Here is a 13,619-nt window from a genome sequence, read left to right as displayed (position 1 = left end):
TCCATGCCCACGCCAGAAGTCACCCCCGGAGCGCCCATCTGGGCCGATCTGATGACGAGCGACATCGAGAAGGCCAAGGAGTTCTACACCGCCCTCTTCGGCTGGACCTACGAGACCGGGGACGAGGAGAAGTACGGCGGCTACACGACCGCCTCGAAGGACGGCCGGGCAGTGGCCGGCCTCATGCGCAAGATGGAGGACCAGGGCTCCATGCCGGACGTGTGGAGCGTCTACCTCGCGACCGAGGACATCGCCGCGACGGCGGACTCCGTCACCCAGGCCGGGGGCCAGGTCTTCATGCCCCCCATGGAGGTCCCGGACCAGGGCCACATGGCCATGTTCTCCGATGCTGGCGGCGCGGTGTTCGGCGGCTGGCAGCCGGCCCCGATGGCCGGCTTCGAGAAGGTCGCGGAGCCGGGCTCCCCCGTGTGGTTCGAGCTCAATGCCCGCGACTACGACGCGAGCGTCGCGTTCTACGAGAAGGCGCTCGGCTGGAAGACGGACGTCATGAGCGACTCCGCCGAGATGCGCTACACGACCCTCGGCTCCGGCATGGACGCGAAGGCGGGCATCTTCGACGCCTCCAAGGACCTGCCCGAGGGCGTCCCGCCGCACTGGACGGTCTACTGGGGCGTGGAGGACGCGGACGCGGCCATCACCACTGCGACCTCGCTCGGGGCGACCGTGCTCATGACCGCCGTGGACACCCCGTACGGCCGGATGGCGGCCCTCGCCGACCCGATGGGCGCCGCATTCCGCATCATGCAGGACCTCGGCCAGGGCCAGCCGACTGCTTGACTGCAGGTGTTGGGCGCGGTGACACGCCGTGTTCATCTCCGGACGGTGGGCTGGCGCAGGGGGGATCTGCGCCACTCACATCGTCTGAGAGGGAACCATGGACACGATCGGAAGGCCGGCCACCGCGCTTGCGCTCACGCTGGGCCTCTTCGCGGTGCCGCTGCTGGCCACAGAGGCAGCAGCGGCACCCGCAGGTGATGCCGTCATCATCAACGAGGCGTATGTCAACGGGGGCAGTTCCAACGCCCCGTACAGGAACAAGTTCGTCGAGCTCTACAACACCGGCTCCACTCCCGTGAGCCTCGAAGGCTGGTCCATCCAGTACCGTTCCGCGACCGGGACATCCTCGCCGACCGCGGTGGCTGCACTCAGCGGGACGATCGCGCCGAAGAGCTTCTACCTCGTGCAGGGCTCATCGAACGGGAGCACGGGCGCTGCACTGCCCGCACCGGACCTCGCCTCGGGCGCGCTGAACTTCAGCGGCACGAAGGGCACGATCGTCCTCGCGAAGTCGACGGCGGCGCTCAGCCCCCTCGCGACCGGCTCTGTCGTCAACGACTCCCGCGTCGCGGACCTCATCGGCTACGGCCCGACCAACACCTTCGAGACCGCGGCCGGTCCGGCGCCGTCCTCGACATCGGATCCCCGCTCGATCGACCGCACCGCCCACCGGGACACCGACGTCAACGCCGACGACTTCGCCCTCACGTCCACGGTCACGCCGCAGAACACGTCCTCCCCCGCCGACGATGGCGGCTCGGGGAATCCCGGACCGGCCCCCACGCCGCTGCCGCCGGACTACCGCACGATCGAGGACATCCAGGGCACCGGTGACTCGAGTCCGCTCGCGTCCAGCACCGTCTCGACACGCGGCAAGGTCACCGCCGTCTACCCCAGCGGGGGCTTCAACGGCTACTACATCCAGACCCCTGGCACTGGCGGGACCATCGACTTCGGCACCCACACGGCCTCCAGTGGCATCTTCGTCTCCTCGTCCGCCACCGTCGGCCAGGTCAAGGCCGGCGACCACGTGCAGGTCCGCGGCACGGTCCAGGAGAGCTTCGGCCTCACCCAGATCTCCGTCCCGGCCGGCGGCGCGACGGTGCTCCCGGACGCCGCGCCCGAGGTCAAGGGCGCGCTCGTCGGGCTGCCTGCCGAACCGCACCGCGAAGCGCTCGAGGGAATGCTCGTCACCCCACAGGGCCCGTTCACGGTCACGGACAACTACAACCTCAACAAGTACGGCGAGCTCGGCGTCACCGACGGCACCTCCCCGCTCCTCTCTCCGACCACCCAGGCGGAGCCGGGCGCAGCGGCGGCGGCAGCAGCGGCGTCGAACTCGGCGCACACGGTGACTCTCGACGACGGCTCCACCACCAATTTCCTCTCCAGCGCCACGACGAAGGCCATCCCGCTGCCGTGGCTCACCGCGACGGACCCAGTGCGCGTGGGCTCGCCCGTGGCGTTCACGACCGACGTCGTCTTCGACTACCGCAACAGCCTGTGGAAGTTCCAGCCGCTCACCCAGCTCACCCGGGACAACGCCGCGACCGTCAAGCCTGCGAGCTTCGGCGCGACCCGCCCTGCAGCTCCCGCCGCCGTGGGCGGGACGGTGCAGATCGGCACGTTCAACGTGCTGAACTACTTCACGACGACGGGCGACACCCTGGGCAACTGCACGTTCTACAGCGACCGCGAGGGGAACCCGATCACGGTCAGCGGCGGCTGCGATGCCCGCGGTGCCGCCAACGCGGCCAACCTCGAGCGGCAGCGGGCCAAGATCGTCGCGGCCGTCAACAAGACCACCGCTGACGTCCTGGCGCTCAACGAGGTCGAGAACTCGCTCTGGTTCGGCAAGGACCGCGACGACGCTCTCTCACGGCTCGTCCTCGCGCTCAACGCGTCTGCCCCGGGCACGTGGGACTACGTCCGCTCGCCCAATGCCCGGCCCGGCAGCGAGGACGTGATCCGCACGGCCTTCATCTATCGTGTGGCCGCCGTGGAGCCCGTGGGCACCTCGGTGATCCTCGACGACCCCGCCTTCTCCAACGCCCGCCAGCCGCTCGCCCAGTCCTTCAAGGCCAAGGGCGCCGCGGACTCGGCCAAGTTCCTCGCCATCGCGAACCACTTCAAGTCCAAGAGCGGCAGCGGTGCCACCGGCGCCAACGCCGACCAGGGCGATGGGCAGGGCGCGTACAACGCGGACCGCGTGGCCCAGGCCAAGGCGCTCGTCGCGTTCGCCGCGCAGCAGCAGGCGGCGCAGGGCACGGACAAGGTGTTCCTGCTCGGGGACTTCAATGCCTACGCCAAGGAGGACCCCGTCAAGGAGATCCTTGCCGCGGGGTATTCGAAGACCCACCCAGCGCTCGGGAAGCAGAGCTACGCGTTCGGCGGCGCGGTCGGCTCGCTCGACCACGTGTTCGCCTCGCCGGCCGCGGCTTCGGCGGTGACCGGCCAGGACGTGTGGAACATCAACTCTCCCGAACCGGTCGCATTCGAGTACAGCCGCTACAACTACAACGCGACGCTCTTCTACGCACCGGACCAGTACCGGGCCAGCGACCACGACCCAATCCTCGTGGGAGCGAACCTCTAGCCCGTTTCGGGTACACATAAACGCGCCCAGGAGCGTTTCGGGTACACATAAACGCGCCCAGGAGCGTTTCGGGTACAGGACCAGTTCACCGCATCGCGCACTGTCGAGCGGGCGGCTGCGGTCTTCGCGCTGAAGCACGACGGCGGTCGGCGCCTTCCAGACGGACGGCGCCGGCCGCCGCCGTGCTTTTGCGGACAACAGGTCGCGCGCCGTACCCGAAACGCCGAAATGGTCCCCTTGTGTGTACCCGAAACAATGCAGCGCGTACCCGAAACGCCGAAATGGTCCCTTTATGTGTACCCGAAACAATCAGGGGAGGCCGAGGATGTGCCTGGCGATCGCGTCCGCGTCCCGCAGGGTGCGCTGCCCGCTGGGGTAGGGGGCGCCGTCGTGCGCCTCGCCCGGCGCCGCGAAGGGGTGTGCCTCGGCGGCGATCGCCGTGCCCCACTGCACGGCCGAGAGCTGGAGCCCCAGGACGTACAGCCCCTCCACCGTCTGGCCATTGACGTCCAGCGCCCGGTACGGCGGCGCGGTCACATCGAACCCGCTCGAGGGCCGCGGGGTCCCGTCCGCCCCGGCGAGGAAGCGTGGCCGCGCAAGCCCGTCCGCGAGCAGCCCCGTGACGAGCGCCGAATCCGCCTGGCCGACGCGGTTCACCGGCGCGAGCGCCTCGACAAGGCAGCGAGCCCGCACCTCGGGCCCGCCCACCCACGGCGAGGCCGCGGTGAAGCACGGGGCCCCGGGCCCCGTCCGCTCGAGCCCGAAGCGCGGCTCCGGCCCCACCGTGCTCACCACACCGGCCCGCATGAGCGCCGCGAGCTGGCGGATCCTCAGCGCGGGCGGCCCGCTCGCGAGGCCCTCCACGAGCCCCTCGAACCAGCCCCGCAGCCCCGCAGCCCAGGACTCCTCGGTGATCCCGCCGTCCGCGACGGCCTCCTTGAGCACGGCGCGGCCGCGGTGGAGGGCGGCGACCGCCATCTTGACCGGGTCGTCCTCGCCGCGCGCCGAGCCGGCAGCGTCCTCGTCGAGGCAGGCGAGGACCCGCGCATCGAGCTCGGCCCGGTCCCGCGCGTGCCAGCCGGCGAGCGGCGCGGCGAGCGCACGGAGGTCGAGGCGCCGTGCGCGGACGACGCCGTCGCGCACCACCCGCGAAGCCTCCGGCTCCCAGCCGGGCCCCTCGAGGGCGAGGGCCGCCGCGAAGCGGTCCAGGAACCCGGGCGCCACGGACTCCGCCTCGACCCGCGCGAGCGTCGAGTAGTAAGCCCAGAGGGCGTCACGGTGCAGGAGGGGCCAGAGGTCGGCGTCGAACGAGGGCTCGATGCCCGCGCGGCGGGGCGCGAGCGCCGCCTCCCGCGTGAGCCAGCGCAGCTGCACCGAAGGCGCGTAATAGGCGCCGAGCTCGGCCTTGCCCCGGTACGGGAGCCCGCGGCGGGAGGCGGCGACGATCCGCGGCTCGCGGCCGCTGGGCACGTAGGCGAGGCGGTCGCCGTCGTCCGTGAACGTGCCGCCACGGCCCTGCGTGAGCTGGACCATGACATCGAAGAAGTTCAGCCCCATGCCGCGCACGAGCACGGTCTCCCCCGCGGGGACGCGGTCCCAGTCCACGTCCGCGGGCGCCGCGGGAGGGAAGTATGCGAGCCCGAGCGTCCCGGCGGCCTCCGCGAGCGCGCGCTGCTCGCGCCCCAGCTGGGCCGGGATGTGGCCCACTGCGAGCACGACGGCGTCCGCCTCCCGGGCGTGCACGGCGTCGGAAGGGCCGTCCCCCAGGGTGAGGGCGAAGCCGTGCGGGGTACGGCCGAGCCGGACGACCTCGTGGGGCACGTGCTCGACCTCCACTCCCGGGGGCGCGGCGGCCAGGAGCGCGCTCCACGTGTCCGCGAGGTACCGGCCGTAGAGGGCGCGGGGCGGGAATCCGTCCGGTCCGAGGGATTCGACCTCGGCGCGCTCCTGCCCGGTGAGCCCGCAGCAGCCGTCCTCGATCGCTGCGCGCTGGGCGGCCCGCCACTGATCGAAGCTCCCGCCGGCGAGCGGCGGGGCGAGCCCGGGCTCGCTCGGGATGACGGTCGGGTAGAACGACTGGGTGTTCATGAGGAACAGCCTCGGCTGCTCCGTGCGCCACACGCGCCCGGGGCCGGGCTCGTACGGGTCGAAGACCGTGATCTCGAGGCGCTCTGGACGGGGCTGTCCCGCTCGGGTGGGCGGGTTCCCACCGAGGCGCGGGTCCCGCCGAGGGGGGTGACCGGCGTCGTGCTCGGAGGAGTGGACGGCGGCCCAGTTGGCGAGGAGACGCTCCACCGCAGAGGCGCCGCGGGGGCCGCCGCCCACCACGGCAACCCGCATCGCACCGCCCCGAACCATAGGGACGAGCTTATCCCGGGCGCGCTGGGGCCAGTCGTGGAAGGATGGCTTCATGACTGAGCCTGCCGCCTCCACCCCCGCGCAGACCCTCGCCCACGCCCCCGGCGAGCCGGTCGACGAGAACCTGTGGCTCGAGGACATCCATGGCGAGGACCAGCTCGCGTGGGTGCGCGAGCAGAACGCACGCACCGAGGAGCTGCTCGAGACCGGGGACTACCCCGAGCTCGAGGCCCGCATCCTCGAGGTCATGGACTCGCATGAACGCATCCCCATGGTGGCCAAGCGCGGGGACTGGTACTACAACTTCTGGCGCGACGCCGAGCACCCCAAGGGCCTGTGGCGCCGCACCCGCTGGGACAGCTACGTGACCGACGCGCCCGAGTGGGAGCCCGTGCTGGACCTGGACGCGCTCGCCGCGGCCGAGGGCACCGAGTGGGTGTGGGGCGGCGCGACGTTCCTGCGGCCCGAGGACGGCGTCTCGTGGCGGCGCTGCATGCTCCGTCTCTCCCCCGACGGCGGCGACGCGGCCGCGCTGCGGGAGTACGACGTCGAGGACCGCGCGTTCGTGGATCCGGCCGCGGGCGGGTTCTCGCTCCCGGCGGCCAAGGGCGGGGCGGACTGGCTCGACGCCGACACCCTCCTCGTGTCCTCGACGCTCGGGGAGGATGCCGTCACCACGTCGTCCTATCCGCGGCTCGTGCGCAGGCTCCCGCGGGGCGGCGACCTCGAGAGCGCCGAGGTGATCTTCGAGGTCCCCGCCGAGCACATGATGGCCGGGGCCGGCTTCGACGACACCCCCGGGTTCGAGCGGCTCATCGCGAGCGACCGGATGAGCTTCTTCGACGTCCAGCACCATGTGTGGCGGGACGGCGCGTGGGCCCCCGTCCCGGTCCCCACGGACGTGGACGTGGACCTGCACCGCGAGTGGATCCTCTTCCGCCCCCAGCGGGACTGGACGCCCGAGGGTGCCGGAGCGGGTGCGGACGGGGCAGCCGGCACAGGAAGCGCCGGCGGGACCTTCCCGGCCGGGTCCCTGCTCGCGGCGGACTTCGAGGCCTTCATGGCCGGCGGGCGCGAGTTCGCGGTCCTCTTCGCCCCGGACGGGCACACGTCCCTCCAGTCGTGGTCCTGGACCCGCGGCCACCTCATGCTCAACCTCCTGCGGGACGTCTCGAGCGAGATCCGCGTGCTCACCCCGCCGTCCCAGGACGCGGGCCAGGAGGCGCAGTCTGCGGTCCGGGAGCCAGCGGCCCAGGAGGGCGCCGACGGCGGTCAGGCTGGCGCCGCGCACGACGGCGGGTGGCCGGCTTCCGTGCTCGACGCGTGCCCGCCGCTGCACCTCGTGGAGAGCTACGCCGTGGACGACGAGGACCCCGAGGCCGGGGACGACTACTGGCTCGTGGTGACCGGGTTCCTGACCCCGACCACCCTGGTCCGCGGCACCCTCGGCGGGACGAGCGCGGACGTCAAGCGGGCGCCGTCGTTCTTCGACGAGGAGCGGTTCGAGGTGGAGCAGCACTTCGCGACGAGCGAGGACGGCACGCGCGTGCCGTACTTCCAGGTCTCCCCACGCGGGCTAGAGCTGGACGGGACCGCGCCCACCCAGCTGAGCGGCTACGGCGGGTTCGAGATCTCACGCACGCCCGCCTACTCCGGCACGGTGGGGCGCGGGTGGCTCGAGAAGGGCGGCGTCTACGTCGTGGCGAACATCCGAGGCGGTGGCGAGTACGGTCCCGCCTGGCACCAGGCCGCGCTCAAGGCCAACCGGCGCCGGGCGTACGAGGACTTCGCCGCCGTGGCCCAGGACCTCATCCGACGAGGCGTCACATCCCCGGAGCATCTGGGCTGCTCGGGCGGGTCCAACGGCGGGCTGCTCGTGGGGAACATGCTCGTGCACTACCCGGAGCTGTTCGGGGCCGTCTCCTGCGGCGTGCCGCTGCTGGACATGCGCCGGTACACGAAGCTCTCCGCCGGGTACTCGTGGATCGCGGAGTACGGCGACCCGGAGGTCCCCGAAGAATGGGAGTCCCTGCGCACCTTCTCCCCGTACCACCTGCTGCGGGACGGCGTGGAGTACCCGGACACGTTCATCTGGACCGCGACCTCGGACGATCGTGTGGGGCCCGTGCAGGCACGCAAGATGGCTGCCCGCATGGAGGCGATGGGCATCCCGAACGTGTGGTTCCACGAGGCCCTCGAGGGCGGCCACGCCGGTGCCGCGGACAACCGGCAGGCGGCCTCGCTCCAGGCACGGAGCCAGAGCTTCCTGTGGCGCGCGCTCACCGGCACGCTGCGCTGACCTGTCCGCCCCCCGCAGGGACGCTGGAACGACGGCCTGCTTTTGCGTCGCGCCCACGGTTCTGGGTACGCTTGTCCGGCTGGTAACAGCAAGGAGACGTGCCAGAGCGGCCGAATGGACTTCACTGCTAATGAAGGGTCCGGGGAAACTTGGACCGGGGGTTCAAATCCCCCCGTCTCCGCAATGTGATGTAGCGGGACATCCTTTACGGATGTGGCGAGACATCGCTGACACCCCCGGTCTTCGGACCGGGGGTGTTCTGCGTTTCGACTGGCCCTCGGCGCCCTTGGCCGGCCCCCACCGGCTCGCCGCCCGGCCTGCCGACTGCCCGCCCCAACGGGTGGGCGCCCCGGCCCGCCGCGGTGCGCGTGTGGCTGCCGCCGCAGTCCGGGGCCCGGTCAGGGACTGCCCCTCAGTGGTGACGGGTCTTGGACCAGAGGAAGACGCCGCCGGCAGCCGCGAGGGCGAGCATGATGCCCCATGCGAGAGGGCCCGGGCCGCCGATGCCGTTGGCCTCGCTCGCGGGCCGGCTCGTGAACCTCTCGTCCTCGGGGACGGCCGCAGTCGACGACGGGAAGGCGGGGGACGACGTCCACGGCGCGGGGGTGGGACCGGGGGCGGCTGCGGGGGGCGGGGATGGCGTCCCCGGGGCCTGGACCGGCTCGCGGCCGGGAGCGCATGCCTCGTCCGAGAAGTCGTGGGACCACTCCGAGGTCCCGCTGAGCATGTAGCCGGGCCGCGCGGTCGCCACCACGGTCACGTTCCCCACGGCCGAGTTGCCGCCGGGGACGAGCACGCTGGAGCCCACGCGGTAGTCGATGCCGATGATCCGCGGGACCTCGACCGTGTCCGCGGCCGTGCCGCACTCGTCGGAGAACGCCGGGGCATCCGGGGTGACGACTACGGGGCAGGGAGCCCGCATGTCCGCCGGTTCGGAGACGGCCACCGCGGGGCCGCCCGTGGACTCGCTCACGCGGGCCGTGTAGGAGTGGCCGGTGCTGATCGAGACGCTCCGGCCCAGCGCCCCCGTGAAGGTGCCGGATGCCGCGACACGCCCGGCCTCGTCGGTGACCCGGTACGCGAGCGTCTTCCCGGCGCTGCCGGCGGCGTCGAGCTGCATGAGGTCGCACCGGACACGGGTGAGGCTGGCCTCGGCCTGGATGGGGGCCGGCGAGGGCTCGACGGTGCCCGTCGGAGTGGGCTCCGGGGACGGCGTGGGAGTCGGGGTGGGAGTCGGATCAGTGAGGCTCCCCATGTCCGACGAGGTCGCCGGACCTGCCCCCTCGAGCGTCTGCGGGTCCTGCTCGGCGGCGACGGCGGTCACCGGGGGCCTGGCGATCGCGAACCCTGCGGCGCAGAGGAATGCGAGCAGCACAAGGAGCGCGAGGCGCATGGGGCGGGGGACACGCGGCACGGGCGGCCAGATCACGTCGGGAGTTTCTCCTGTGCGGGGACGTGTGGTCTCCCCCAGCCTACGCAACCGAGACCATTTCGTGACAATCCTGTGACGCGCAGCACCTCCGCTTCGGAGTCACCCGGCCTGTGCGAGGGCGAAGGGCAGCACCGGCCCCGCCCCGTGATGGCGCAGGAGGCGCCCCGCCACGGTGAGCGTCCACCGGCTGTCCACGAGGTCGTCCACGAGGAGCACAGGCTGTCCCGCGATCTCGGCGAGGCGCCCGCGCAGCTCCGCCCCGGCGTCGAACGCCTCCCACACCCCGGCCAGGCGGAAGGCGCTGTTGCCCCCGGCCTCGCCGGACCGGGCGGACGGCGTGCGCTCGAGCGCTCCGAGGTACGGCAGGCGGCCCACCTGGGCGATTCCCCGGGCCAGCGATTCCACAAGGCGCGGCCGGGTGGCGGACGGCATGCTCACGACGCCGGCGGGCCGGCCCGCGCCGCTCCAGGGCCCCGCCGCGGAGTCCCCCTTGGCCCAGCCCGCGAGGAGCTCGACGCAGGCCCTCGCGAGGGCCGGCGGCACCTCCGTGTCCGGCGCGCCCGCGGCGAAGAGCTCGCGCAGCGGGCCTCCATACCCGAGGTCGGTGAGCCGGGCCAGGGAACGCCCCTCCGCGAGCAGCTCCCCTGCGGGGATCCTGCCCTTCACCGGGATCCCGAGCTTGTCCATCCCGCTGGGCCACTGGGCGCGGGGCTCGATCGGCACGCCCGCATGGCGCAGCTGCTTCCCCGCCCTCTCGAGCAGGGACGGGTCGACATCGGCCGGGAACCACCGCCCCGCGCAGTTGTCGCAGCGCCCGCAAGGGGCCGCCGTCTCGTCGTCCAGCACGCTCGTGATGTACTCCATGCGGCACCCCGAGGTCTCCTCGTACACCACCATCGAGTCCTGCTCGGCGACTCTGGCCTCGGCGATCCGGGCGTACCGCTCGGCGTCGTAGGACCACGGCCGGCCGCTGGCCTGCCAGCCGCCGCCGACCCGCTCGACGGCCCCGTCCACGGCGAGGACCTTGAGGAGGAGCTCCAGCTGGGTGCGCCTGAGTTCGACGAGGGACTCGAGCGCCACGGTCGAGAGCGGCCGGCCGGCCTCCGCAAGCGCCGTGATGACCGCCTGGGCCTTGGCCTCCTCGGGCATGGACGCCGAGGCGAAGTACCGCCAGATGTCCGCGTCCTCGGGGCCGGGCAGGAGCAGGACGTCCGCGTTCGCCGCGCCGCGGCCCGCGCGGCCCACCTGCTGGTAGTACGCGACAGGGCTCGAGGGGGCGCCGAGGTGCACGACGAACCCGAGGTCCGGCTTGTCGAACCCCATCCCCAGCGCGCTCGTCGCCACGAGGGCCTTGACCTCGTTGTCCTTGAGCAGCTGCTCGGCCTGCTCGCGCTCGGCGGGGTCCGTCTTGCCGGTGTACGCGAGCACGCGGTGGCCGGCCTCGGAGAGGATCCTCGCGGTGTCCTCCGCCGCCGAGACCGTCAGGGTGTAGATGATCCCGCTCCCGGAGAGCCCCTCGAGATGGGCCAGGAGCCATGCGAGGCGATGGCCGGCGTCGGGCAGCCGCAGGACGCCGAGCCGCAGCGACTCCCGCCCGAGGGGCCCGCGCAGGGTCAGCACGCCCTCCCCGAGCTGTTCCTCGATGTCGTGGACAACGCGGCCGTTGGCGGTCGCGGTCGTGGCGAGGACGGGAACCGTGCCGGGGAGCCCGTCGATGAGCGCCGCGATCCGGCGGTAGTCGGGGCGGAAGTCATGGCCCCAGTCGGAGATGCAGTGGGCCTCGTCCACCACGAGCAGGCCCGTGCGCGCGAGGAGCTCGGGCAGGTGCTGCTCGCGGAAGGACGGGTTGGTGAGGCGCTCGGGCGAGATGAGGACCACGTCCGCCGTGTCTGCCTCGAGCGCGGCGTGCACCTCGTCCCACTCGAGGCGGTTCGCGGAGTTGATCGCGACGGCCCGCACCCCGGCCCGCGCAGCCGCCGCGACCTGGTCCCGCATGAGGGCGAGCAGCGGGGACACGATGAGCGTGGGCCCTGCTCCCCGGGCGCGCAGGAGCAGCGATGCGACGAAGTAGACGGCGGACTTCCCCCACCCCGTGCGCTGGACCACGAGGGTGCGCCGGCGGTGCGCGACGAGCGCCTCGATGGCCTCGAACTGGCCGTCGTGGAACTGCGCGTCAGGCCTCCCCACGAGCTCGCGGAGGACCCCGAGGGCCCGTTCCCGGATGCCTTCCTGCGTAATATTCTCGGCTTCGGGGGCACTGAGTCTGGAGTTCGGGACCATGCCTTCAAGTATGGGCGTGACCTCTGACACTTCTCGCTGCTTCCGCGCCCTGGGCGCCGATACCGTGGAACCAGTGTCCAGTGCACGAGAGAAGGAATGCACCTATGACGGCAACGGCGCCGGCCCTGTCCCATCCCATCCCCGCCGATGACGCACGGGAGGCACCGCAGGCCACTGCAGCCCCCGCCGCGCCGGGCCGCAAGTCGGCCGGCCACGTGATCGTCGACTCCCTCGCCGCGCACGGCGTCCAGCGCGCGTACGTGGTCCCCGGGGAGTCCTTCCTCGACGTCCTGGACGGCCTGCACGGCGCGGACATCGAGACGATCGTGTGCCGCCACGAAGGCGGCGCCGCGTACATGGCCGAGGCGGACGGGAAGATGAACCAGCTCCCCGGCGTCGCGATGGTGACCCGAGGGCCCGGTGCGGCGAACGCCCACGTGGGCCTTCACACTGCATGGCAGGACTCGACGCCGATGGTCCTCTTCGTAGGCCTCATCCCCTTCGCGCACCGTGACCGCGAGGCGTTCCAGGAGTTCGACATCAAGTCCTGGTTCGACACCGGCGCCAAGCGCGTCATGGTCCTCGACCACGCGGAGCGCGCCTCCGAGATCGTGGCCGAGGCGATGTTCGCGGCGATGAGCGGACGGCCGGGGCCGGTCGTCGTCGGCCTTCCCGAGGACGTCATCCGCGAGGAGGTCGACGCGACGGTCCACCCCGTGATCCCGGTCGCCGGGGGCGGCATGACCGTCACGGACTGGAAGGCACTCAAGGCCGCGCTGTCCGAGGCGAAGAAGCCGCTTTTCGTCGTCGGCGGCAACGACTGGACCCAGGGGGGCGCCACCGCCCTGACCAACTGGCTCGAGGACCACAGCATCCCGGCCGCCGCGGAGTGGCGCTGCGAGGGCACCATCCCCTTCGACTCCCCCTCCTACGTGGGGCCGATCGGCTACGGCCGCCCCAAGCCCACCTATGACCTGCTCGAGGAGACCGACCTCCTCGTGTTCGTGGGCACCGTCCCCGGCGATGTCATCACGGACGGCTTCCTGGTCCGGCAGGACTGGAACAAGAAGAACTTCCTCGTCACGATCGACCCGTCCCTGCGCGGCCGCTCCGGCCCCGTCTCCTACCAGATCGTGGCCAAGCCGGACGTGTTCGTGCGGGACCTCGTCATGATGAACCTGCCCGTGCGCGAGGAGTGGAAGGCCTGGACCGAGCGCATGCGCGGCGAGCAGGAGAAGTTCTGCGCGCTGCCCCCGGCCACCCCCACGGACGGCCCGGCGCGCATGGACACCCTCATGGCCCACCTCGTGGCGGGCCTGCCGGAGGACGCCATGGTGACCCTCGGCGCCGGCGAGCACACCAATTGGGCCCACCGCTACTTCCCCACCCAGCAGTACGCGTCCATGATCTCGGCGCGCAACGGCTCCATGGGCTACTCCGTGCCGTCCGCGATCGCGGCCTCGCTGGCGCACCCGGGCCGCCGGGTCGTGACCATCGCCGGCGACGGCGAGTTCCTCATGAACGGCCAGGAGCTCGCCACCGCGGCCCAGTACGGCGCTACGCCGCTCGTGATCGTCATGGACAACCAGGAGTACGGAACCATCCGCACCCACCAGGAGCGGCACTACCCCCAGCGGATCTCCGGCACCCAGCTGAAGAACCCCGACTTCGCGCTCATGGCCCAGGCCTTCGGCGGCTTCGGCGTGCGGGTCGAGAACGATTCCGACGTCCCCGCCGCCCTCGAGGCCGCGCTCAGGGCCATCGACGAGGACGGCGTCTTCGCGCTCGTCCACCTCGTCGTCGAGCAGCGCGTCAAGGCCTACTGACCGCCCCTCCCCGTTGCGGGGTCCCGTCCC

General features: G+C 72.2%; 7 protein-coding genes and 1 tRNA gene. 5 read left to right on the top strand and 3 right to left on the bottom strand.

The genetic code is table 11. The features are described 5' to 3' along the window. Positions 1 to 3: 3 nt before the first annotated feature. Complete coding sequence (locus ABCQ75_RS09980; RefSeq protein ID WP_345885186.1) at positions 4 to 798, top strand: VOC family protein; 795 nt, start codon at positions 4 to 6, stop codon at positions 796 to 798. A gap of 97 nt (positions 799 to 895) precedes the next feature. Then, on the top strand, positions 896 to 3,394 hold the full coding sequence (locus ABCQ75_RS09975) for an ExeM/NucH family extracellular endonuclease (RefSeq protein WP_345885184.1): 2,499 nt from the start codon (positions 896 to 898) through the stop codon (positions 3,392 to 3,394). 309 nt (positions 3,395 to 3,703) lie between these two features. On the opposite strand, the gene ABCQ75_RS09970 is transcribed toward ABCQ75_RS09975, so the two are convergent. Then, positions 3,704 to 5,752, bottom strand: a complete 2,049-nt coding sequence (locus tag ABCQ75_RS09970; RefSeq protein WP_345885181.1) for an FAD/NAD(P)-binding protein — start codon at positions 5,750 to 5,752, stop codon at positions 3,704 to 3,706. Between the two features lie 52 nt (positions 5,753 to 5,804). Here ABCQ75_RS09970 and ABCQ75_RS09965 point away from each other — a divergent pair, with 52 nt between their 5' ends. Beyond that, positions 5,805 to 8,051 (top strand): prolyl oligopeptidase family serine peptidase, encoded by a 2,247-nt coding sequence (locus tag ABCQ75_RS09965; RefSeq protein ID WP_345885178.1) that lies wholly within the window; start codon positions 5,805 to 5,807, stop codon positions 8,049 to 8,051. A gap of 92 nt (positions 8,052 to 8,143) precedes the next feature. After that, positions 8,144 to 8,232, top strand: a tRNA-Ser gene (locus tag ABCQ75_RS09960). 231 nt (positions 8,233 to 8,463) lie between these two features. Here ABCQ75_RS09960 and ABCQ75_RS09955 read toward each other — a convergent pair. Further along, complete coding sequence (locus ABCQ75_RS09955; protein ID WP_345885176.1) at positions 8,464 to 9,480, bottom strand: hypothetical protein; 1,017 nt, start codon at positions 9,478 to 9,480, stop codon at positions 8,464 to 8,466. Between the two features lie 102 nt (positions 9,481 to 9,582). After that, a complete protein-coding gene (locus ABCQ75_RS09950; RefSeq protein ID WP_345885175.1) occupies positions 9,583 to 11,763 on the bottom strand; it encodes a RecQ family ATP-dependent DNA helicase in 2,181 nt (726 codons plus the stop codon). A 104-nt stretch (positions 11,764 to 11,867) separates the two neighbouring features. Between ABCQ75_RS09950 and ABCQ75_RS09945 the strand changes: the two genes are divergently transcribed. Continuing rightward, positions 11,868 to 13,589, top strand: coding sequence for a thiamine pyrophosphate-dependent enzyme (locus tag ABCQ75_RS09945; protein ID WP_345885172.1), 1,722 nt, complete (start codon positions 11,868 to 11,870; stop codon positions 13,587 to 13,589). Positions 13,590 to 13,619 lie beyond the last annotated feature (30 nt).

This window comes from Sinomonas halotolerans, assembly GCF_039615075.1.
Classification (GTDB): Bacteria; Actinomycetota; Actinomycetes; order Actinomycetales; family Micrococcaceae; genus Sinomonas; species Sinomonas halotolerans.
This window is presented reverse-complemented; position numbering and strand designations above follow the sequence as displayed.

Coding starts and splice junctions, on each gene's coding strand:
- ABCQ75_RS09975 (WP_345885184.1), top strand. CDS start 896: ATGGACACGATCGGAAGGCCGGCCACCGCGCTTGCGCTCACGCTGGGC.
- ABCQ75_RS09945 (WP_345885172.1), top strand. CDS start 11,868: ATGACGGCAACGGCGCCGGCCCTGTCCCATCCCATCCCCGCCGATGAC.
- ABCQ75_RS09965 (WP_345885178.1), top strand. CDS start 5,805: ATGACTGAGCCTGCCGCCTCCACCCCCGCGCAGACCCTCGCCCACGCC.
- ABCQ75_RS09970 (WP_345885181.1), bottom strand. CDS start 5,752: ATGGTTCGGGGCGGTGCGATGCGGGTTGCCGTGGTGGGCGGCGGCCCC.
- ABCQ75_RS09980 (WP_345885186.1), top strand. CDS start 4: ATGCCCACGCCAGAAGTCACCCCCGGAGCGCCCATCTGGGCCGATCTG.
- ABCQ75_RS09950 (WP_345885175.1), bottom strand. CDS start 11,763: ATGGTCCCGAACTCCAGACTCAGTGCCCCCGAAGCCGAGAATATTACG.